The organism is Mobiluncus porci, assembly GCF_009695935.1.
Lineage (GTDB): Bacteria > Actinomycetota > Actinomycetes > Actinomycetales > Actinomycetaceae > Mobiluncus > Mobiluncus porci.
Map to the genome: position 1 here is coordinate 131032 of NZ_VUMY01000004.1, position 22132 is coordinate 153163.

Genomic DNA, 22132 nt, shown 5'->3' on the forward strand with positions numbered 1-22132 from the left:
TTTGTTGACATCAAGATAGTGTCCGGAAAGGAAAAGGCCTGTTCAGGAGGGTGCAAAAGCGGGGAGAAACCAACTAAAGCCCAGGTTAAACCGATGTAAATACAAACCTGGAAGACCCTTGAAAAACAGCGAAAATTTCCCTAGGGTAGAGTCAAATTTGAATGCGAAACTGTAGCATTCCAATTTTTATTGTTCACTTTATGACGAAGGAGTCAAAGCGAAGATGAAGTTTAGACATCTAATTGCAGCCTGCGGAGCGCTAGCGCTCGCGGCTACAGGAATCGGTGCCGCGAACGCCGCTCCGGCCGCATCCGCGTCGCCCGCGCCGATACCGGCCGTGTCTGCTGTTAACGCCGGAAAACACCTCAGTTTCCCCGGCAACGATGGTCGCCCTCACGAGGTGAGCTGGGATAAATACACCTTCAAGGTTGACGGCGAACCGCTGCACATCTACTCGGGTGAAATCCACTACTGGCGCCTGCCTTCTCCGAACCAGTGGCGAGATATTATGCAAAAAATGCGAGCCGGCGGATTCAATGCCATCTCCCTGTATTTCTTCTGGGGCTACCACCAGGATCGCGAGGGCGGCCCCTATGATTTCACCGGAGTGAAGGACCTCGACAAACTAATGACTATGGCTGCGGAGGAAGGCCTCTATGTCATCGCCCGTCCTGGCCCCTATATCAACGCCGAGATCTCGATGGGAGGCCTGCCGGCATGGCTGACCAACAGCGGCGCGAACCTGCGCTCCACCGAGGACCCGAAAGTCTTGGCGCAATCCCTGGATTGGATTCACAATGTGAACGAAATCTTGAAACGCCACCAGGTCACTGACGGCGGTGGCTCGATGCTCATGTACCAAAGCGAAAACGAGATGTTCTTCCAGGCGGACACCCAGGTGAAATTCCAACAGGCGCTAACCACCCAGATTCGCCAAGACGGCATCACGGTGCCTTTGTTCCACAATGACTGGGCTCCAAACGGGCAATTCTCCGGGGAGAAAATGCGGGCGGCTGGTCTCGACTTCTATGCCTACGACTATTATCCGATTCGCTTCGATTGCGGCGGAATGCGCTTTGAACTGGGCGACCACGAGGCGAAAGTCCGTGGCTTCGCTCCGGATTCCCCGATTTTCGTCGCCGAGGGCCAAGGCGGCGCCTTCAGTCCCTGGGGTGCGAAATTCCAGGCTTCTGACTGCATCCGTTTTGCTGACGACAACTTCATTCGCCAGTGGGGCGCAACCAACATCGTCAACGGGGTGACCGCCTTCAACTACTACATGATTTTCGGCGGCACCAACTGGGGCTGGACCGGCTCGCCGCACTCCGGCTTCACCTCCTACGATTACGGCGCGGGCATCACCGAGGATCGGGCCCTGACCGGAAAGTTCAGCGCCCAAAAGGAACTCGGCTACTTCCAGGTCGCAGCTCCGGCCTTTGCTCGCTCCGAACCCATCCAAAAACCCCAGGTAGACCTCAAGTTCGGTTCTGCCATTGTCAAGGGCTACCAACGGCTCGGGGTTGATCCGGAGGCCTCGGTGACGGGCGGAGGGATGCGGACGCTCGTGTTCCGCCACGTGTCTTCGAACCAGACTGCTACCTCGCGCTTCTCGACCAGCTTGCAACTGAGCGGCCCGAACGGGGAGGCAAGTTTCGCGCGAATTCCTGCCGATCCTAACCGCTATCTCACGGTCAATGGTCGCGACGCCTTGATGTTCACTGCCGACCAGTTGCTGGGCGACTTCGACATGTACTACACCACTTCGGAGCTCTTTGCGAACGAGCAACTTGCTTCGAGCCGGTTCGTGGCTTTGACCGGAACCGCGGGGGATTACGGCGAAACCATGTTGCGCTTTGATGCGGAGCCCCTGGTGCAAGCCGATCAAGGTGTGGACTGGAAGTATGACCCGGCCACCGGCCAGCTCCTCATCTCTTACGTCTACGGCGACCAGACCGTGAAGATTACGGACGCGACTGACCCGTCGCGGGTTTTGGAGTTGCGGATTTTGTCGCGTTCGGAACTTGGCAACAAGTGGCTCCTGGCCGGTCCGGACTCCTCCAACGCGACCCAGCCAAAACTCTGGGTGGAAGGCGCTGATGTCGTGAGAACCGTGGAATACCGTGACGGAGTGGCCTATCTCAATGGTTCCATGAACGCGTCTCATCCGGTGACCGTGCGTTTGCCGGAAGGCGTGGGTTCGCTAGTGTTCAACGGCGAGCCGGTCGGTTCTGCAAACGAGTCCGGCGCGGTGAGCTTCACCGCGCGCGGACCCTTGCCGGTCGCGGTTCCGGCTTTGCAGTGGCGTTCCCTGAGCGAAAACCCCGAATCCGCAGTGGACTTTGATGACTCCAACTGGACCTTGGCTAATGCCAAGACTGCCGAGAACCCGAAGCAGGGCCCCGGCCTGGTTCAAGGTGTCGTTTTGGACGCAAACTACTACGGCTACCACGAGGGCGACGTGTGGTATCGCGCCCACTTCAAGTCGAATGTCAACAATCCGCTGTATTCCTTCGTGGCTTTCGGCGCCGAGGCCTCCAACTTCCTGGTGTGGGTCAATGGCACCTACGTCGGCGCCTATGACGCGAACGGCATCTTACAGATTGTGCGCCCGCCGTGGGGACTCGTCAAGAAAGGCGAGGACGTGACGGTGGCGGTGTTGCTGCGCAACAATGGCCAGCGCGTTGACTGGCAAAACTTCGGGGAATCCCAGCACGCCATGGGGATCCACGATGCGACCCTGCTCTCCCGAGGGGAAGTGACCTGGAAGATCATGGGCGCTAAGAGCGCCGACACAGCCGACAAGGCGCGCACGACCTACAACAACGGCGGGCTCTACGGGGAACGCGAGGGCTGGTATCTTCCGGGATTCGATGACTCCTCGTGGGCTCCGGCGCGGACCTTGCGCGCCAGCGAGCCGGGCGTGACCTGGTTCCGTTCCGACTTCGACCTGAATGTTCCGGCTGGTCAGGACGTGGCTTTCCGCTTGAACGTGAACTCCTCGCGGTTCGGGAACCTCACGGATCATTCCCGCACGGTCATGTTCATCAATGGCTGGAATATGGGAACCTGGGTTGGGGATGTGGGGCCGCAAAAGTCCTTCACCATTCCCGCAGGCTTCTTGAACCCGAATGGTCGAAACGAGATTGCGATTGCTCTGACTGCCGAAGAGGCGGGAGCCGGCCCCGAGTCGGTGACTTTGTCCACGGTTATGAACCAAACCGGCGGCGTGACTTGGGAGCAAAACGCGGCTCCGGGCTATGCCGAGTTGAAGCGGTGATGCCGGTTCTCGACTAGGTCGAGTTTAAGAGCGCAACTGAATGGCTCTGGTGGGGTGACGCCTGTCGTCCCGCCAGAGCCATTCTGGTTTTGGAATTCCCATCACTAATTCCGGTTACAGCGCAGCCGCCGTAATTGCGGAAGCTTGAAATACTAGCGCTTCACCGGATTCGAAAGCGTCCCGAGTCCCTCGATCTCGCAGGTCACCCGCTGGCCATCCTCGATCGGACCCACGCCGGCGGGAGTTCCCGTCAAGATGACGTCCCCCGGGAGAAGCGTCATGGCCGCGGAAATATAGGCCACCAACTCGGCCACGGGATGCATCATGTTCGCCGTCGTATCATCCTGGCGGGTCTCCCCGTCAACCGACGAGCGAATCCGCAGGTTCTGGACATCCAGCGAAGGGTCAACCGTAATCCACGGCCCCAAAGGGCAGGAGGTGTCGAAAGATTTCGCGCGAGTCCACTGTTTGTCGGCGCGCTGGGCATCGCGCGCCGAGACATCATTGCCAACCAAGTAGCCGAAAACATAGTCCTTCCAGTCCTCGGGTTTGATGTCCTTCGCGGGATGCTTGATGACCACGCCGAGTTCGACTTCGTGGTGAACCTCGTGGGACCACTTCGGCAAGACGATAGGCGCATCCGGGCCAATGACGGAGGTGTTGGGTTTGATGAAAAGAATCGGGGCGGGCGGGACCTCCGAGCCGAATTCCTTAATGTGTTCGAGATAGTTCTTCCCGACACAAACGACCTTGGAGGCGGGGATGACCGGCGCGACGAGGCGGACGTCTTGCAACTGGAGAATCTGGCCGGTGGCCTGGATTTTATTCGGGGAATACAGCGGATTATCCGCCAGAACCATCACCCGCTCTGAGCCGTCCTCAAGAACTCCGAATCCGTAAGTGCCATCACCTTTATCAAATCTCACAACTCGCATGAAGCCAGTCTAGCGTAACTTCAGAATCGGCTAAGATTGAGGGCGTGACTGATATGAATCCGGCGCTTACGCCCCTAAACGAAATCCCGACCCCTCCCGCCGACGGCCCCGAAACCCGCGTGCGTTTCTGTCCCTCCCCGACCGGAACTCCCCACGTTGGCATGGTGCGGACCTGCCTGTTCAACTGGGCTTATGCCCGCTCCCAGGGCGGAACCTTCGTTTTCCGGATTGAGGACACGGATGCGGCGCGAGACTCCGAAGAATCTTTCAACCAGATTATTGAATCCCTCCAGTGGCTCGGGCTGGACTGGGACGAAGGGGTCGGCAAGGGCGGGCCACATGGGCCCTATCGCCAGTCCGAGCGCATGGATATCTACCGCGAGGTTGCCGGTCAGCTCCTCGAAGCGGGCCTTGCCTACGAGTCGTTTTCCACACCGGAGGAGGTTGAGGCTCGCCACCGCGAACGCGGCGAGGATCCGAAACTCGGCTATGACGGTTTTGACCGCAACCTCACCGCGGCCCAGCGCGAACAATACCTCAAAGAGGGCCGCAAACCCGTCTTGCGGATTCGGATGCCCGAAGAAGACATCACCTTCACAGATCTCGTTCGCGGGGAGATTACCTTCAAAGCCGGCTCGGTCCCGGACTACGTCATCGTCCGTGCGAACGGCGACCCGCTCTATACGCTCGTGAACCCCGTTGATGACGCCTTAATGGGGATTACCCACGTCCTGCGCGGCGAGGATCTGCTTTCTTCCACCCCGCGCCAAATCGTGCTCTACCAGGCGCTCTATGCGCTCGGCGTGGCAAAGTTCATGCCGTACTTCGGTCACCTCCCCTACGTGATGGGGGAGGGCAACAAGAAGCTCTCCAAGCGCGACCCCGAGTCGAACCTCTTGCTGCATAAACAGCACGGGATCATCCCCGAAGGCTTGGTGAACTATCTCGCGCTGCTCGGCTGGTCGATTGCCGCGGATCGCGATATTTTCTCGAAAGAAGAAATGGCCCAGGCTTTCGACATTCGCGCGGTGAACCCGAATCCGGCGCGTTTTGACCAAAAGAAGTGCAACGCGATAAACGCCGAACACATTCGACTTCTCGACGCGGGCGACTTCACTCGCCGTACCGTGCCGTTCCTGCAGGTTGCGGGCGTGATCGATGCCGACAACTACGAGGACTTGACCGAATCTGAGCGCGAAATCCTGGATGCGGCCGCGCCGCTAGCCCAGACTCGCGTCCAGCAGCTCGACCAGCTCCCAAGTCTGATTGGCTTCTTGTTCCACACGGAGGTCGAATACGACGAGAAGGCGCTCGGGAAGTTGAAAGACACCGCCCCCGCGGCCCTCCACGCGGCCCGCGAGGCCCTCGCCGCCGCCGAGGCCTCCGTCTGGGGCGACACCGAGGCTATCCACGGAACCCTAAACGCGGCTCTTATTGACGGGCTCGGCTTGAAGCCTCGCGATGCCTTCGCGCCGCTGTTTGTCGCCGTGACCGGCACAAACGTCTCGATTCCGGTCTTTGACTCCATGCGGATTTTGGGGCGGGACGAGACTTTGCGCCGACTGGAGCTGCTGGATAAAAAGCTAAGCTAGCCTTAATTTTAGAAAAGAGAATACCCACCCCATTTAATAATCGACTAAAAAATCAACTCCTGACAAACAATGGTGAAATGACCACATTTTTTGTGTTTTCCTTTTACAATTGTGATTACTAATAGTTCGTTCCGAACCCCCTTCTATGTCTAGGAGTTGAACATTGAAAAAAGGGAAATTGAGATTGTCGATTCGTAATAAAACGAATCTGGCTGCGGTAGTGGCGGCAGTGGTGCTCATTATCATGTTGATATACATGGTGCTTTCCCTGCAACAAAACCGCGGAGCTTTTGATGGTGAAATCGAACGATATAACGATGTTGAAATTGTGGAACAAGCTCGCACCAATTGGACAGCAATGCGGTCTGCGGATTTAATGCTTTTGACGCGACTTCAATCCGGAGCCACTACTTCCCTCCAACAAGACCAAAACTCGGTAGCGCAAGTTGATGAACTACTGAAGCAAGTTGACACCGAGGTCGCCAAACTGGAGGCGCTCCCCTTGGACGCCAATAAGAAAGCCATCGTGGGGGATTTGCGGGCTAACTATGAGGAATACGCCAAGGTCTGGGGCGACTTCAAGACCGGCTCTTCCGTGGCTGACCCCGCCGCCGCTCTCCAGGCCTCGGCTCCCTTCAGCGAGTGGGAAGAACAAAACGGCTTCCTCTTTGCCGATAACGTCCGGACTTTGCTGGACTCTTTCAACGCGGACAGCGCCCAAGCCACCAAGGCTCGAGCGGCTTCCTCTCAACTGACGATGATTGTGGCCGTGGTGATTATCGTGGTCAGCATCATCCTCGTTGTCCTCCTGATTCGCGCCCTGGTGACACCGTTGAAGCGTTCTGCGGCCGCGCTCTCTGAGGGCATGAACAAGTTTGCCGGCGGGGACTTCACGGTTTCGGTTCCGCGCCGAAGCAACGACGAGGTCGGCGATATGAGCGAGGACTTCAACGAGGCTGTCTCTAGGCTGCGCGGTGGTATTGCCGCCACCGCCGAAGCCTCTAACCAGGTGGTTTCGGTGGCAGTCACTATCGGCCAGGGGTCTCGCGGGGCGGTGGAAGCCACCCAACAAGGTGCCGACTTCATCAATAGCGGCGCCGCTGCCGCGGAGGAAGTCTCCCGTTCGGTTCAGACCGTGGCTGCCGGTGCGGAAGAAATGAGCGCCTCCATCAAGGAGATTGCCACGAACGCGAACGCGGCTGCGGAAGTCGCCAAAGAGGCTTACGACGTGGCGGCGCGGACGAATGAAACCGTCGCGAAACTCGGGGAGTCCTCCAAGGAAGTTGGCGAGGTCATCGAAACCATTACTGCCGTCGCCGAACAGACGAACCTCCTCGCCTTGAACGCCACCATCGAGGCGGCTCGTGCCGGAGAAGCCGGTCGCGGTTTTGCCGTGGTTGCCTCTGAGGTGAAGGACTTGGCTGCCGAAACCGGTAAGGCCACCGAAGAAGTCGCGGTAAAGGTCGAACAGATCCAGACCGACACCCAGGAAGCCATTGCTGCCATCGAGCAAATCTCGGGCATCATCGCTTCCATTAATGACTACCAGACGACGATTGCCGCCGCCGTGGAGGAACAGACCGCCACGACGAATGAGATGAGTCGTTCGGTTTCTGAGGCCGCTGATGGCTCGCGCACGATTGCTGAAAACGTGGCCGACATCGCGCGGCAAACCAACGAGATGGCCGAAGCCTTTACCCAGATTGACAATGAGATGGGTACGCTCTCGGGACAATCTCGCGACTTGGTTTCCCAACTGAACGAGTTGAAGTACTAAGGAGGCATCGTGAGCGAAACTATGAACCAACCCATGAATCCAGATACTGAACCGGTAGCGACGGAAGAATCTACCCCGGTTCCCGCCTCCGGTGCCTCGTCCTCTCCCGCGGATAAAAAGGCTCCCGCCGAGGCCAACCAGACGAAGAATTCCGCGGCGCGCTACAACGCCAAGGGGAAGAAGCTACGCCGGATGCCACTGAGCCTCCAGATTGGCGCTATTGGAGCCTCCGGAATCATCGGGGCTTTGATAATGCTGATTACCTTCGTCATCGGTATCAACGCCTACACCGGAGCTACTTCCGTCTACGCCGAGGAGAAAACCCAGGTTGAAGCGGCACAAGCGCTGCAATACGATATGTCGCGCTTGATCGCTTCCGAACGTGAACTGAAGAACGTGGCCACTTCTCAAATTGTGACGGATCCCGCGAAACGTACTGAGCTTCAAAACGTGGCGATTGAAGATGTCAACCACTTTACCGAGCTCATTGATGAGCGCATCAAGGAGATGCAAGCCATTGAGGATGCCAAAATCACCCCCATGGTGGATGAAGTGACGAAGGTCGTGGAAGGCTTCAACGGCCAGGTGCAAGAAATCGTGCGTCTCGCCAGTGCGGGAGACGGAGCCGGCGCTAATGCGATTGACGTCGCGAATTACCAGACTCAACTCGAGGAACTGATTCCGAAGATTGTTACCGAACTCGACACCCAGATGGATGAGGCTGACGCTACTGCGAATGCCGTAGCGAACACGGTCATCATCGTCATGATTGTGGTGTTCCTCATTGTCGTAGCGATTTCGGTCTTCATTGGCCTGTTGGTGAGCCGGACTTTGCGGCGGACGGTGAAGTTTACCGGCGATGCGTTGGAGAAACTGTCTCATGGGGATTTGACCGCTGAGGCTGAACTGACGATGAATGATGAGGTCGGTGATATTGCAGCGAAACTCAATGATACCCAAGGATCTATGCGCCACATTGTGGGCTCTGCAGGAACGGTTGCCGGTGAGGTAGATCGAGTGGCGGATCAAGTTGGTAATGAAATTACTGATGCCTACAACCAGACCTCGGACATGATTGCGCAAACCCAGGTCGTGGGTGGCGCCGCCGGAGACGTCACTCAGTCCATCCAGACCGTGGCGGCAGGTGCCGAAGAGATGGGTGCTTCGATTCGCGAAATTTCCTCCAACGCCAACGAGGCGGCGCGGGTGGCCAACGAAGCGACCGACGTCGCAAAGCGCACGCGGGAGACCGTGGCGAAACTCGGGACCTCTTCGCGCGAGATTGGTGACGTCGTCAAGACCATCACCGGTATCGCCGAACAGACGAACCTCCTGGCTTTGAACGCGACCATCGAGGCGGCGCGTGCCGGAGAAGCCGGCAAGGGCTTCGCGGTGGTGGCCGGCGAAGTGAAGGACTTGGCTCAGGAAACCGGCAAGGCCACCGATGAAATCACCGCGAAGGTCTCGGCGATTCAAGCCGATACCGATTCCGCGGTCGAGGCCATCAAGCGGATCTCCGACATCATTAATGAGATTAATGACTACCAGACGACCATCGCGGCCGCGGTGGAGGAACAGACCGCTACCACAAACGACATGAGCCGTTCCGTGGCGGAAGCCGCCACCGGTTCTGCTTCGATTACGGACACGATTGCTAAGTACCAGGAGATTGCAGAAGGAGCCGGTAAGGGGATTCTGGAACTCCAGGAACAGGCGAAGTCCCTGGTCGCCGCGGCTGACACGATGCAGGAGCACATCTCGAAGTTCATCTACGAGGTGCGCGGAAACTAGGGCTTGAAAGCCCTTCGAGTGACTCTGAGCCGGATTCGTGGTCGCGGCGCCTTGGCTAGGTGCGCAATTGCATTCCGGCATGGTTTTACGCTAAAGTAGTTTCTCGGTGCTTTTCACGGCGAAAGCCTCGAAAAGCCCGAGAAGCCCTTGGGGTATGGTGTAACGGCAGCACTAGTGATTCTGGTTCACTCAGTCTAGGTTCGAATCCTGGTACCCCAGCGCCCCTATCGTCTAGCGGCCTAGGACATCGCCCTCTCACGGCGGTAACGCGGGTTCAAATCCCGCTGGGGGTACGTGTAATTAATCCCCGGATTTCCGGGGATTTTTTATGCCTGGATGTGAATCAGATAATCAGATAAAATGGGGTCATGGCTACTACTATGACTGCGACGGAAGCGTCGAGAGGATTTTCCAAGCTGCTCGACCGCGTGGAGGCGGGCGAGACGATTCGTATTACTAGAGGCAATGAGACTATTGCGGATATAAGACCGACTCCAAAGTACACTGGGCGAGCTTTGCGAGAGGCTCTAAAGGGCACAGTGCCCCCCGATCCGGGATTTAAAGACCGGATTCGGGAAGGTTTGGAAGCGATACAAGGGGAAGTGAAGATTCCGTGGGGCGAAGACTAATCCTTGACACTAATATTTTGATTGATTATGAGCATGGTGATTTCGATATCACTCAGTTTGACGATGACAAGCTCGCTATAGCCGGCGTTACTTTGGCGGAATATCGCTACGGCATCGAAATGGATTCGGATTTAGAGCGCGTGGAGTCTCGGGAAAACACCTTGCGGGAAATGCTTAAACAGTTGGAAGTTCTTGTTTATGACGAGAATACTGCAACGGTTCACGCCCGTTTGATGGCTTATGAGCACAAGGCCGGCCATAGGTGCTCTCCCCATGACCTCATCATTGCTGCCCACGCCGCCCAGACCGGCCGCATTGTTGCGACCCGCGATGCCACCGCCCGTTTCGGGGCGCTCCCCGGCGTTATGTACTTCGACGTGCGCTCCTAGTCCTCGCGGCGGAGGAACTCCGAGAGGCGATTGGCGGCGGCGACCACAGCGGGACCAAGGGTGCGACCCGGCTGGCGCCCGAGGCGCTCAATTGGCCCCGAGACTGAAACTGCCGCGACGACCCGCCCGTTCGCCCCGCGAACCGGCGCGGAAACTGAGGCTACTCCCGGCTCGCGTTCGCCGACCGACTGCGACCAGCCGCGACGGCGCACCGCCGAGAGTTGGGTCGCATTAAAGGCCGCCCCGCGAAGCCCGCGGTGGAGCCGCTCCGGTTCCTCCCAGGCCAGCAAAATCTGGGCCGCGGAGCCGGCCTGCATCGAAAGCACGGCCCCGACCGGAATCGAGTCGCGAAGCCCGATGGGCCGGTCCGCCGAAGCCACGCAAATCCGCTGGTCGCCTTGGCGGCGATATAACTGGCAGGACTCGTGGGTGTGGTCGCGAAGGGCGGTCAGAACCGGCGTGGCTACGCTCAGTAAGCGGTCATCCCCGGCGGCTCCCGCGAGCTCCGCAAGTCGCGGTCCGAGAGTGAAACGCCCCTGGGTGTCGCGCGTCAAGAAACGGTGATGTTCCAGGGCGACCGCGAGGCGGTAGATTGTCGGGCGCGCCAAATGCGTGGAATCCACGAGGCTCGCGAGGGAGGCGGGGCCAGATTCAAGGGTGGAGAGAATCAGGATTGCTTTGTCGAGTACCCCTACTCCGGAATTTGCGCTAGACTTGTCCATAACTTGATATTGCCATCTCACATTGTGAAATGCAAGTTGGGAAATCAAGATGACCATTGATGAAAAACAGCTTAGGAAGGGAAGCGGAAAATGGGCATGACCCTGGCTGAAAAAGTGTGGCGCGACCATGTCGTGAAAAAAGGCGAAAACGGCGCGCCCGACTTGCTCTATATCGACCTGCAACTGTGCCACGAAGTGACGAGCCCGCAAGCATTTGATGGCTTGCGGCAGGCGGGACGGAAAGTGCGCCGTCCGGAACTCACGATTGCGACCGAGGACCACAACACGCCGACTTACGACATTGACCTGCCAATCAAGGACGCCACCTCGGCGCTCCAGATTGAAACTTTGCGGAAAAACGCCACCGACTTCGGGATTCGGCTCCACTCCCTTGGCGACGCTGACCAGGGGATTGTCCACGTGGTCGGCCCGCAACTCGGCCTCACCCAGCCGGGGATGACGATTGTCTGTGGTGACTCCCACACTTCCACCCACGGAGCTTTCGGGGCACTTGCCTTCGGAATCGGGACCTCCGAGGTGGAACACGTGCTGGCGACCCAGACGCTTCCCTTGGCGCCCTTCAAGACGATGGCGATTAATGTCTCCGGCCACCTGCGCCCCGGCGTGACCTCGAAGGACCTGATTCTGGCGATTATTGCCAAGATTGGGACGAACGGCGGCCAGGGCTATGTGCTGGAATACCGCGGAGAGGCCATCGAGGCGCTGTCGATGGAAGCGCGGATGACGATCTGTAATATGTCTATCGAGGCCGGGGCGCGAGCGGGCATGATAGCCCCTGATGAAACCACTTTCGAGTTCATCAAGGGCCGCCCGCACGCTCCCGAGGGCCCCGAATGGGAGGCGGCGCTTGACTATTGGCGCTCACTCCCGACGGATGCGGATGCGAAGTTCGATGCCGAGGTTACGATTGATGCCGATACGCTCGGGCCCTTCGTGACCTGGGGGACGAACCCGGGAATGGGGGTCTCCCTTGATGAATCCGTGCCGGATCCGAGTGACTTGACCGACGAAACCGCGCGCCTGACCGCCGAGAAGGCACTCGACTACATGGGCTTGAGCGCCGGAACCAAGATGAAAGACGTGAAGGTAGACACGGTCTTTATCGGGTCGTGCACCAACGGCCGCCTGGAGGACCTGCGGGCGGCCGCGGAGGTCATCAAGGGCCAGAAGAAGAATCCGGACGTGCGCGTCTTGGTTGTGCCCGGTTCCGCCCGCGTGCGCCTGCAGGCGGAGAAGGAAGGACTCGACAAGGTGTTCGAGGACTTTGGGGCCGAATGGCGCAACGCTGGCTGCTCAATGTGTTTGGCGATGAACCCCGACAAGCTCGCTCCCGGCGAGCGCAGCGCCTCGACTTCGAACCGGAACTTCGAAGGCCGCCAGGGCAAGGGCGGGCGGACGCACCTGGTGAGCCCGCTCGTGGCCGCGGCAACCGCGATTCGCGGGACGCTGTCGAGTCCGGAAGACCTGTAAAGCTCGAGGGAAGGAAGAGTAATGGAAAAGTTTGTAACACATACAGGAGTCGGGGTGCCGCTTCGCGTCACCAACGTCGACACCGACCAAATCATCCCCGCAGTCTACCTGAAGCGCGTCACCAAGACCGGCTTCGAAGACGCGCTGTTCGCTGCGTGGCGGACCGACCCTTCGTTTGTCCTGAACCAAGACGCCTACCGGTCTGGCACCGTGCTCGTTGCTGGAAAAGACTTCGGGACCGGGTCTTCGCGTGAGCACGCGGTGTGGGCGCTGCGCGACTACGGTTTCAAGGTGGTGCTCTCCCCGAAGTTTGCCGACATTTTCCGCGGCAACGCCGGAAAGCAAGGGCTTGTCGCCGGGGTCATCTCCCAGGAGGACTGTGACCGTCTGTGGGAGGTTCTGGAGGGCGCGCCTGGAACCGAGGTCACGGTCGATCTCGAAAACCGCACGGCGACCGCGGGCGATTTCACCTGCAGCTTCGAGATTGACGACTACACGCGCTGGCGCTTGATGGAAGGGCTTGACGATATCTCGCTCACTTTGCGCGACGAAGACGCGATTGCCGCCTACGAGGCAAAACGCCCGTCCTTCAAGCCGAAGACCTTACCAGCGAAACACCTCCCGGACGAGCCCGTCGTCTCGGCCCGCCCGGTCGCATAACCCTCAGTTCTCTTCTCGGTGGCGTTTTGCTTCGTTTTCTGGTCGGGCTCTTCGTTGGCTTGGTCGCGGAGCACTCGACTTGTTCACGCTGCCGGTTCGGGCTTGCGTCGCGCGGGAGGGGCTCTTGCAGCTAGCGAGGGAGTTTTTATTAGGTGCTTCGCGGACGACGGCTAATTGCCGTCGTTTGATCCGCTCCGCCAGTTACGCGGTGGCTCACTCGCGCTCCGCGCGATGCCACCGCGCCCACATTGTGTCGGCCTCACTGCGTTCGCCGCCACAATAGGGCCCTTTCTCAAACGGTGCTTCGCCGGAAACGCTTTCGCGTTTCTTATTCGGCTCCGCCGTTTTACGCGGCGGCTCGTGTTGCCGCCGCGCCCCGCTGCTGCGAGCCCTCCCGAACGCGCCGCGTCGCCCTTGTGGTTACGTTACGTTGGGTAACCGAACGGGTAGCCGGGTTCCAGCGCGCCGGTTACGTAACGTGACCGAAACAGTAATGTCGCCTATGCGGTCAGCTTACGTAACGTGACAGCTCAGTAGGGCTCGAGGAGCGGTTACGCGAAACCCGCAGCGGGACTGAGGAGTGAGAACCTGCTACGAAGTAGCGGGTTCGAGGGGAAACCTCCCCTTCCGTCCCGCTAGGGTTCGCGTCCGCTCCGAAGAGCCCGACCAGAAGAAGAAACAGCGACTGAGAAGCGTGCTGAGACCAGCAGGGAAAAGAGCGCGACGCGGGCGCTATTCTCCGGTCCAAAGCGGGATGGTTCGCCCGGGGATGGCTTCGATGAGATCGCGGGTGTAGGCCTCGCGGGGATTGTCGAAAATGTCATCGACCGTACCGGTTTCGACCACGCGTCCCGACTGCATGACGACAATCTCGTCAGCCATCTGGCGCACCACCGCCAAATCGTGGGTGATGAAAAGATACGTCAGGTGCGAAGAATGCTGAATCTCCGCAAGCAACTGCAGGATCTGCTCCTGCACCAAAACGTCCAAAGCAGAAACCGCCTCGTCCAAGACGATAATCTCCGGCTTCAATGCTAAGGCGCGGGCAATCGCGACGCGCTGCCTTTGCCCACCCGAAAGCTCCCCGGGATAGCGCCGCATCGCCGAGCGCGGGAGCGCCACCGCGTCCAAAAGGCTCGCCACCCGCTCCTCGCGTTCCTTGCGGCTCCCGATGTGGTGAACCAGCAAAGGCTCCTCGATACAGCGATAAACCGAAAACATCGGATCGAGAGAACCATAGGGGTTTTGGAAGACGACCTGGAGTTTCGCGCGCATATCGAACAGTTCGCGCTTGTTCAAAGTCGAGAGGTCCGTGCCCTGATAGAAAACTTTGCCCTCGGTTGGATCAATCAGGTTCAAAATTATGTTAGCCACTGTTGACTTCCCCGAACCTGACTCACCCACCAAAGCCAAGGTCGTTCCGCGACGCAAGGTGAAAGACACGTCATCAACGGCCTTGAGTTTCTTCGCGTCGCCTTTCGCCCCGCGAACATCGAAAATCTTCGTCAAATGCGAGGCCCGAATAATCTCCTCGTATTCATCCGGATCAGCCATCCCGTGAGTGAGGAGCTCATCGGAGGTCTCCCCGCGATCCAGAGCGGCCTGAATCCGGTGAGACGCCAGAGACGGCGCGGCCGCGACCAGGCGCTGGGTGTAAGGATGCTTGGGTTGTTTCAAAATGTCCAAGGCCGGACCGGACTCAACAACCCGCCCGCGGTGCATCACCACCAGGTGCGAGGCGCGTTCAGCGGCGAGCCCCAAGTCGTGGGTGATAAACAGCACCGAGGTATCCGATTTTTCGGTCAAATTGTTCAAGTGGTCCAGGATACGACGCTGGACGGTCACGTCGAGGGCGGAGGTCGGCTCGTCAGCAATCAGCAGCTTCGGTTCTCCCGCGAAACCCATCGCGATCAAGGCCCGCTGGCGCATCCCGCCGGAAAACTCGTGGGGGTACTGTTTCGCGCGCCGCGCCGCATCGGGAAGCCCCGCTTCCTCCAGCAACTCCACGACCCGCTCTTTTTCGCGTCCCTTAGCGAGGTTATTCGCGGTCAAAGCCTCTTTGACCTGGAACCCGATCTTCCACACGGGGTTCAGGTTCGACATCGGATCTTGGGGAACCATCCCGATGTGGGAGCCACGCAACTCCACGTATTGCTTCTTGGACAACTCGGTGATGTCGTGGCCCTGGAACAGAATCCTGCCCCCGACGACCTTACCGGTTCCGGGCAGGAGCCCGATTACAGCGGCGGCCGCGGTGGATTTACCGGAGCCGGACTCGCCCACAATGGCGATGGTCTGGCCGGGATAGACCGTGAAGTTCGCCTTGCGAACTGCGGGAACCATGCCCGTGGAGGACCTAAAGGCGACCTCGAGGTCAACAACTTCCAAAACCGGCATGGTGGTGCCGTTTTTTGCCGCCTGGTAGGACACGGAGCGGAGAATCAACTCATCGCCGGTGGCTTCCATTTCAGCAACGGTTGCCGGCGTATTGATGGAAAGTTCCTCGGTTTCTCGCTCTTGCGAAGTCGGATTACTCACTTCTTCCTCGCTTTCGGATCGAGCGCGTCGCGAACCACGTCACCCATCATGATGAAACTCAAGACGGTCATCGCCAACGCGCCTGCCGGATAGAACAGCACCTGGGGTGCTTGACGCAGAGCAGTTTGGGCTCGAGAAATATCCCCGCCCCAGCTCACCACATCGGAGGGAAGCCCCACCCCGAGGAAGGACAGGGTCGCTTCCGAAACGATGAAGGTGCCGAGAGCCACGGTGGCGTAGACAATCATCGGGGCGGTGGCGTTGGGGATAATGTGGCGCAGAATAATGCGCAGCTTGCTTTCGCCCAGCGCCCGAGACGCTGTAATAAACTCTTCGTTCTTCGTCTGCATAACCGCGCCGCGGGTGATGCGCGCGATTTGGGGCCACCCGAAGACTGCCAACACGATGACAACTGTGAAGATGGTGCGGTTTTCGCGGAACATCTGCATGACCACAATCGCGGCCAACAAGAAAGGCACCGCGAAGATAATGTCGGTGATGCGGGAGAGAATCGAGTCGAGGATTCCCCCGAAGAAACCGGCCAAAGTTCCGAAAACAGCGCCGATGAGAACCACGACTGCGGTGGTTAGAATCCCGACGATAACCGAGGCTCGGGCTCCGTAAACGGTTCGGGCAAAAATATCGCAACCCTGCCGGTCATAGCCGAAGGGGTGACCGGCGCTCGGAGGCGCATAGGAGTTGGACAGTTCACAGAAGTTCGGGTCAATCCGCGTGAACAACTGCGGGAAAGCGGCCATGATGACGGCGAAGAGAATGATCGCTGCCGCGACCCAGAACAGGACGCGCTTGCGCAAATACTTCCAGGCCTCTCCCCAGACTGAGGAGGGCGCGGAGTCATCGGCTACCGCGTCGACGGCGCCGAGACCGGTCTCATCAATCTCGGAAACATAGTGAGTCTGTCCGGGTCGGTGGGGTTGTTCCAAAATCTCGCTCATATTTCCCCTCCTTTACTCGTATCGAATCCGCGGGTCAAGAGCCGCATAGAGCAAATCCACCAAGAGATTCGCAACAATATAGACGAGCACGAGAACGGTCGTGAAAGAAACCACGGTGGCCGGCTCGCCCTTGACGATGGCTTGGTAGATGTTGCCGCCGACCCCGTTGATGGCGAAAATCCCCTCGGTCACAATCGCGCCACCCATGAGCGCTCCGAGATCCGCGCCGAGGAAGGTCGCCACCGGAATCAGGGAATTCCTAAGGATATGCACCCTGATGACGCGCCGAGGCGTGAGCCCCTTGGCGAGGGCAGTGCGGACGTGGTCAGCCGAAGCCGTTTCGGAAACCGACTGGCGGGTCAGGCGCAACACGTAGGCGAAAGACACCGCGCCCAGCACGATTGCTGGCATCAATAGCCCCTGGAATGTCTCGTTCGACCCCACCGTCGTCGGCAGCCACCCGAGTTTCACCCCGATGATGAACTGCATCACGAAGCCGATGACGAAGGTTGGTACGGCGATAACAAAGAGGGAAACCAACAAGACGGTGGCATCAAATGCGCCGCCGCGGCGCAGGCCGGCAATGGTTCCAAAGGTAATCCCGAAGATGGCCTCGAAAGCCAGGGCCATCAGCGCGAGCTTGATGGTGACCGGAAAAGCCGAAGCCATTACTTCGGTGACTTCGCGACCGGAAAATGTCAGGCCAAAGTCGAAGGTCAAGATTCCTTTGAGATAAAGCAAATATTGAATCAAGAACGGCTGGTCGAGGTGGTACTTGGCGCGCAAGGCGGCAGCGGCAGCCGGAGAAAGGCCACGGTCTCCGCCCAAGGCTTGAATCGGATCGCCGGGCATCAAGAAAACCAGCGCATAAATCAGCAAGGTCGCACCAATGAGTACCGGAATTATTTGGAGGAGTCTGCGTCCGATGTAACGCAACATTCCTGCCTCCTTAAAATAAACGGTATTGACCAAGCTATCTTACTTGGTAAAACGGGCGTAAAACAAAATTCGTGGCTCAGGTAAAAACCTGAGCCACGAAGTATGCAGTTAGACGCTAAGTCAGCGCCTACTTGGTGATCTGGTAGAGCAGAGCCTTAGAGTTCCACCCGAAGACCACATTGTTGACGCCTTCGCCGTAGCCGCCGTTAACGTTGGAGTACCACAGCGGGATCGACGGCAAATCCTTCAATAGGACTTCTTGAGCCTGGTCGTAGATCTTGAAGGCTTCGGTCTGATCCGAGGTGTTCAAGGCCTTCTTCAACAGGGCATCAAAGTCAGTGTTGGAGTAGTCACCATCGTTAGAGGAGGCGTTCGTGCCGTAGAGCGGTCCAAGGAAGTTGAAAGGAGACGGGTAGTCTGCCTGCCAACCGGTGCGGAACGCGGTCTTGATGGTGCGGTTGGTGACCTCGGAGCGCAGCGACTTGAAGTCCGGGTAAGGGTTACCCTTGGCGTCAATTCCGAGGGTGTTCTTGATGGAGTTCGTGGTCGCGTCCACCCAAGCCTGGTGGCCGCCATCGGAGTTGTAAGCGATCTCGAAAGTACCGCTCCACGGCTGGATAGCGTCGGCCTTTGCCCACAGTTCCTTAGCTTTTGCAGCATCGTACTTCAAGACTTCCTTGCCCTCCAGATTCTCGTTGTGACCAGGGATAACCGGAGCGATGAAGTCAGAAGCCGGAGTGCGGGTGCCCTGGAAGATCGTGTCACAGATTTCCTGGCGGTTGACGGCGTAAGACAGAGCCTGCTTACGCAACAGGCCCGCTTCACCCTTGAAACGCTCGTCATTCGCCGGAATGGTGAAGGACTGGAAGATCGCGGAAGGCTGGTTCACTGCACGATCGCCGAGCTCATCTTCATAGGTTCCGAAAGCCGAATCCGGAACGGCATCCAACACGTCGAGGTTATTACCCAACAGGTCGTTGTAGGCCGCGTCCTGAGTCTTGTAGAACTTCATGGTCACGCCGCCGTTCTTCGGCTCGCGGTCACCTTTGTAGTCCGGGTTGGGGACGAGCTCAATCTGGACGTTGTGTTGCCAGGAGCCTTCCTTCACGAGGTAGGGGCCGTTGGTGATGGGGGCTTCGCCGTAGGCAGCCACCTTTTCCGGATCCCCAATACCGGCTTCCGGCAGTGGGTAGTAAGCCGAGTAGCCGAGACGCAACGGGAAGTCGGACTCCGGCTGGGCGAGCTTCACGGTGAAGGTCTTGTCATCAACCACCGCCAGGCCGCTCATATCGGTCTTGCCGATACGTTCCTTTTCGGGAAGGGATTTGTTTTCCGCGTTGGCAGCGGCTTCATCGTAGGCCGCCTTGTATCCGTCGATGCTTTCGAAGAAGTAGGCGTTCTTCATGTTGTGCTTCACGGACTGGTTCCAGGCATCAACAAAGGACTTCGCCGTGACGGGGGTTCCATCGGAGAACTTGGAGTCTCCCTTCAACTTGATGGTCCAGTTCTGGTTGTCATCGGAGGTGATGGATTCGGCCAACTCCATCTGGGGGTTGCCGTCCTTGTCGTAGTACTCGAGACCAGCAAAGATGTGGTCGAGAATGAGTCCGCCACCGACTTCGTTAGTGTTTGCCGGAACCAGCGGGCTTTCGGGTTCGGTGTTGTTGACCGTGATAATGGCATCGGTCTTGTCGCCGGCGGCTTTCTTCTCACCGGCATCGCCAGCGCAGGCGGTCAGGGTCAAAGCTAAGGCAGCAGAAGCGGCGATAGCAGATAGGAATCGTTTCTTCACGAGGTTATCCTCCAAAGTTATTTTGATGGCGTTGATGCCTTACCTTAGGCCTCGTCGCCGACTTTGAGCCACTTTTGTGGTTGGTCTCAGTTTAAGGGAAAACTTAGATTTAACAAATCACCGGCTGGCGAGGGCTGAGCGGTTGGGGACGGTCACGTCTCTGCGTAGACCAAGTCGGAGCAAGGCGGAACCATCCCCAGAAATGCGTAGACCGGTTCGGCGTGGCGATACTCGGGGTGGTGTCTGAAACTCGAGAGAATTTGGGCATCACTGCCATATATGGCAGTCATAGCCAATATCTCCTGGGTTCCGTTGACAGCTCCGGGTATAAAAGTGCTCAAGGCGATAAAATAAGACAACTATCTTTAACGAAAGGCGGACGGATGTCGGTTTTGCGAGTGAATGGCGGGAGGCCGTTGCACGGAGAAATCACGGTTCGGGGCGCGAAAAACCTTGTTCCGAAAGCGATGGTGGCCTCGCTGCTTTCCGCCGAGACGTCTCAGCTCGCCTCGGTTCCAGACATTCGCGACGTAGAAGTCGTGACGAAACTGTTGAATCTCCACGGGGTAGAGGTTGACTTCAACAAGTCGGTAGGGGTTTTGACTCTGCGTCCGGCTGAGGTTCACGCCGCCTCGGTTGAAGAAGTCGACCAACACGCCGGCTCTTCTCGGATCCCGATTCTGCTTTGTGGGCCCTTGTTGCACCGGCTCGGGAAAGCCGTCATCCCGAATCTTGGGGGCTGCGATATTGGGGGGCGCCCCATCGACTTCCACATTGCCACCTTGCGGAAATTCGGAGCGGAAGTCGAGAAACTGCCCCACGGAATAGAGCTTCGCGCCCCAAACGGGCTCGAAGGAACCAAGGTGGAGTTGCCCTATCCTTCGGTCGGGGCGACCGAACAGACTTTGTTGACAGCAGTGAGAGCCCGCGGGATTACCGAGCTTCGCGGGGCCGCGGTAGAGCCGGAAATCATGGATTTGGTGGCGGTCCTCCAAAAGATGGGCGCGATTATCTCCGTCGACACCGACCGCGTCATCCGCGTCGAAGGAGTCGAGGAGCTGCGCGGATTCAACCATGTGGCTTTGCCCGATCGAATCGAGGCCGCGTCTTGGGCCTCGGCGGCGCTCGCGACCGGCGGGGATATCACTGTGCGGGGCGCGCGCCAGGCCGACATGATGACTTTCTTGAACGTATTCCGTAAGGTCGGCGGGGATTTTGACATTACCGAGGACGCGATTAGGTTCCGGCGGGGTAGCGACGGGGATTTGCGTTCTATTGTTTTGGAAACCAATGTTCACCCCGGTTTTATGACCGACTGGCAACAGCCCCTGGTCGTGGCTTTGACCCAAGCTGAAGGCTTGTCGATTGTTCACGAGACAGTTTATGAGAACCGTTTCGGCTTCACCGAGGCTCTGCGGCGGATGGGGGCGAAGATTCAGGTCTACCGCGAATGTCTGGGCGGCTTGCAATGCCGTTTCGGGGCGAGAAACTTCTACCACTCCGCGGTGATCTCGGGTCCAACCCCCTTGACCGGCGCAGATATCGACGTGCCGGACTTGCGCGGCGGATTCTCCCACGTGGTGGCGGCTTTGGCGGCCTCCGGCGTGTCCCATGTTTCGGGGGTGGACATTATTAATCGCGGCTACGAGAACTTCATGGAAAAACTCGTGGCCTTGGACGCGGATGTGGAGTTGCAATGAGCCAGAGCCGAGATGCCACCAGCGAAGAAGAAATCAGAACTGCGATTGACCAATTTTCGAAGCCTTTTCGGAAAAACCGCGCGGGACGTCCCGCCCTCGGATTTGCCTATGCCTTTGCGGCGGCGCCAGTACGGCTCTTGTTGATCCTCTTGATGAAACGTCGCTATCTTGGAGCGGAAAACCTGCCGGTTGAGGGGTTCATTGCCGCTGCAAACCACGTCACTGAGCTCGACTCGACGACCTTCGGGCACTTTTTGTTAGCCAACAAGGTGTCGGTGCGGATCATGATTAAAGAGTCGATGATGCACTGGCCGGTTATCGGGTTTTTCGCTAAACGCTCCCGGATGATTCCGGTGTTTCGCTCTTCGTCGCATGCCGCGGATTCGTTGGCGGCGGCTAAGGCGGCTTTACGCGTGGGGGAGTGCGTCGGGATTTTTCCCGAAGGAACCTTGACCCGCGACCCACAGTTATGGCCGATGAAGGGGCACACCGGCGCGGCGCGCCTCGCCCTGGAGACGCGGGTTCCGGTCGTTCCGATTGCTCAGTGGGGGGCGCACCGGACTTTGGAGCCTTACGGGAAACTGCACTGGCCCCCGCGTGGGCTCGTTCAGGTGCGTGCCGGAGCGCCCGTGGACTTGGCGGATTTGTATGGGCGTCAAGATGACCACGAGGCCGTGGAGGAAGCGACCGCGCGGATCATGCGGGCGATAACGGATTTGTTGGCAACGCTGCGGCCCGGGGAAACCCCACCCGCGCCGGACAAGATTTGGGACATGAAACGCGACGGCGACCGCTATCACCGCGGGAAGTGAGTCGTGGGGGGGGGGGGGGGGGGGGGGTTTTTTTTATAATTATTTTAAAAAAAAAAAAACAACAAAAAAAACAAAAAAAAGGCGCGGGGGTGGGGGGAGGTTAGGGGGGGCGGGGGGGGCGGGCAGGTGGGG

General features: G+C 58.5%; 17 protein-coding genes and 2 tRNA genes. 12 read left to right on the plus strand and 7 right to left on the minus strand.

Annotated elements, in window-relative coordinates; translation table 11 throughout:
* The first annotated feature begins 223 nt into the window (after nucleotides 1-223).
* Nucleotides 224-3277 (plus strand): beta-galactosidase, encoded by a 3054-nt coding sequence (locus FYJ63_RS03275; RefSeq protein ID WP_154543719.1) that lies wholly within the window; start codon nucleotides 224-226, stop codon nucleotides 3275-3277.
* Nucleotides 3278-3429: 152 nt separating this feature from the next.
* Here FYJ63_RS03275 and FYJ63_RS03280 read toward each other — a convergent pair whose 3' ends face one another.
* Nucleotides 3430-4212 (minus strand): fumarylacetoacetate hydrolase family protein, encoded by a 783-nt coding sequence (locus FYJ63_RS03280; RefSeq protein WP_154543721.1) that lies wholly within the window; start codon nucleotides 4210-4212, stop codon nucleotides 3430-3432.
* A 53-nt stretch (nucleotides 4213-4265) separates the two neighbouring features.
* Here FYJ63_RS03280 and gltX point away from each other — a divergent pair, with 53 nt between their 5' ends.
* The 7 genes from gltX to FYJ63_RS03315 all read left to right on the plus strand — a co-directional run bounded on the left by gltX (nucleotide 4266) and on the right by FYJ63_RS03315 (nucleotide 10390).
* Nucleotides 4266-5804 (plus strand): glutamate--tRNA ligase, encoded by a 1539-nt coding sequence (gene gltX / locus FYJ63_RS03285; RefSeq protein ID WP_154543781.1) that lies wholly within the window; start codon nucleotides 4266-4268, stop codon nucleotides 5802-5804.
* 244 nt (nucleotides 5805-6048) lie between these two features.
* Entirely contained in the window at nucleotides 6049-7581 is a 1533-nt protein-coding gene (locus FYJ63_RS03290) for a methyl-accepting chemotaxis protein (RefSeq protein ID WP_154543783.1), read from the plus strand.
* 192 nt (nucleotides 7582-7773) lie between these two features.
* Nucleotides 7774-9372, plus strand: coding sequence for a methyl-accepting chemotaxis protein (locus tag FYJ63_RS03295; RefSeq protein ID WP_154543785.1), 1599 nt, complete (start codon nucleotides 7774-7776; stop codon nucleotides 9370-9372).
* 148 nt (nucleotides 9373-9520) lie between these two features.
* Nucleotides 9521-9591: transfer RNA gene (locus FYJ63_RS03300), tRNA-Gln, on the plus strand.
* A gap of 1 nt (nucleotide 9592) precedes the next feature.
* Nucleotides 9593-9665, plus strand: a tRNA-Glu gene (locus tag FYJ63_RS03305).
* A gap of 75 nt (nucleotides 9666-9740) precedes the next feature.
* Nucleotides 9741-10001 (plus strand): type II toxin-antitoxin system Phd/YefM family antitoxin, encoded by a 261-nt coding sequence (locus FYJ63_RS03310; RefSeq protein ID WP_195839321.1) that lies wholly within the window; start codon nucleotides 9741-9743, stop codon nucleotides 9999-10001.
* Complete coding sequence (locus FYJ63_RS03315) at nucleotides 9986-10390, plus strand: type II toxin-antitoxin system VapC family toxin (protein WP_277026931.1); 405 nt, start codon at nucleotides 9986-9988, stop codon at nucleotides 10388-10390. The genes FYJ63_RS03310 and FYJ63_RS03315 overlap by 16 nt, the downstream gene beginning before the upstream one ends.
* Here the strand turns inward: FYJ63_RS03315 and FYJ63_RS03320 are convergent.
* The gene (locus tag FYJ63_RS03320) at nucleotides 10387-11112 is read right to left on the minus strand and encodes an IclR family transcriptional regulator (RefSeq protein ID WP_154543725.1); all 726 of its coding nucleotides are present in this window, start codon (nucleotides 11110-11112) and stop codon (nucleotides 10387-10389) included. The genes FYJ63_RS03315 and FYJ63_RS03320 overlap by 4 nt on opposite strands.
* 90 nt (nucleotides 11113-11202) lie before the next feature.
* Here FYJ63_RS03320 and leuC point away from each other — a divergent pair, with 90 nt between their 5' ends.
* Nucleotides 11203-12603: a 3-isopropylmalate dehydratase large subunit gene (gene leuC, locus FYJ63_RS03325; protein WP_154543726.1), complete on the plus strand. Its 1401-nt coding sequence runs from the start codon at nucleotides 11203-11205 to the stop codon at nucleotides 12601-12603.
* 21 nt (nucleotides 12604-12624) lie between these two features.
* Entirely contained in the window at nucleotides 12625-13263 is a 639-nt protein-coding gene (gene leuD / locus FYJ63_RS03330; RefSeq protein WP_154543728.1) for a 3-isopropylmalate dehydratase small subunit, read from the plus strand.
* Between the two features lie 732 nt (nucleotides 13264-13995).
* Here leuD and FYJ63_RS03335 read toward each other — a convergent pair.
* From FYJ63_RS03335 to FYJ63_RS03355, 5 genes are all read right to left on the minus strand, one after another.
* Nucleotides 13996-15729: a dipeptide ABC transporter ATP-binding protein gene (locus tag FYJ63_RS03335; protein ID WP_154543789.1), complete on the minus strand. Its 1734-nt coding sequence runs from the start codon at nucleotides 15727-15729 to the stop codon at nucleotides 13996-13998.
* Nucleotides 15730-15797: 68 nt separating this feature from the next.
* Nucleotides 15798-16757, minus strand: coding sequence for an ABC transporter permease (locus FYJ63_RS03340; RefSeq protein WP_154543729.1), 960 nt, complete (start codon nucleotides 16755-16757; stop codon nucleotides 15798-15800).
* Between the two features lie 12 nt (nucleotides 16758-16769).
* Entirely contained in the window at nucleotides 16770-17696 is a 927-nt protein-coding gene (locus FYJ63_RS03345) for an ABC transporter permease (RefSeq protein WP_154543731.1), read from the minus strand.
* A 127-nt stretch (nucleotides 17697-17823) separates the two neighbouring features.
* Nucleotides 17824-19488: a peptide ABC transporter substrate-binding protein gene (locus FYJ63_RS03350; RefSeq protein WP_287847096.1), complete on the minus strand. Its 1665-nt coding sequence runs from the start codon at nucleotides 19486-19488 to the stop codon at nucleotides 17824-17826.
* Nucleotides 19489-19640: 152 nt separating this feature from the next.
* Nucleotides 19641-19778 carry a hypothetical protein gene (locus tag FYJ63_RS03355; RefSeq protein WP_195839322.1) on the minus strand — a complete coding sequence of 46 codons (138 nt, stop codon included), beginning with the start codon at nucleotides 19776-19778 and terminating at the stop codon, nucleotides 19641-19643.
* A 93-nt stretch (nucleotides 19779-19871) separates the two neighbouring features.
* Here FYJ63_RS03355 and murA point away from each other — a divergent pair, with 93 nt between their 5' ends.
* On the plus strand, nucleotides 19872-21188 hold the full coding sequence (gene murA / locus FYJ63_RS03360) for a UDP-N-acetylglucosamine 1-carboxyvinyltransferase (RefSeq protein ID WP_154543737.1): 1317 nt from the start codon (nucleotides 19872-19874) through the stop codon (nucleotides 21186-21188).
* Nucleotides 21185-22000, plus strand: coding sequence for a lysophospholipid acyltransferase family protein (locus FYJ63_RS03365; protein WP_154543739.1), 816 nt, complete (start codon nucleotides 21185-21187; stop codon nucleotides 21998-22000). The genes murA and FYJ63_RS03365 overlap by 4 nt, the downstream gene beginning before the upstream one ends.
* Nucleotides 22001-22132 lie beyond the last annotated feature (132 nt).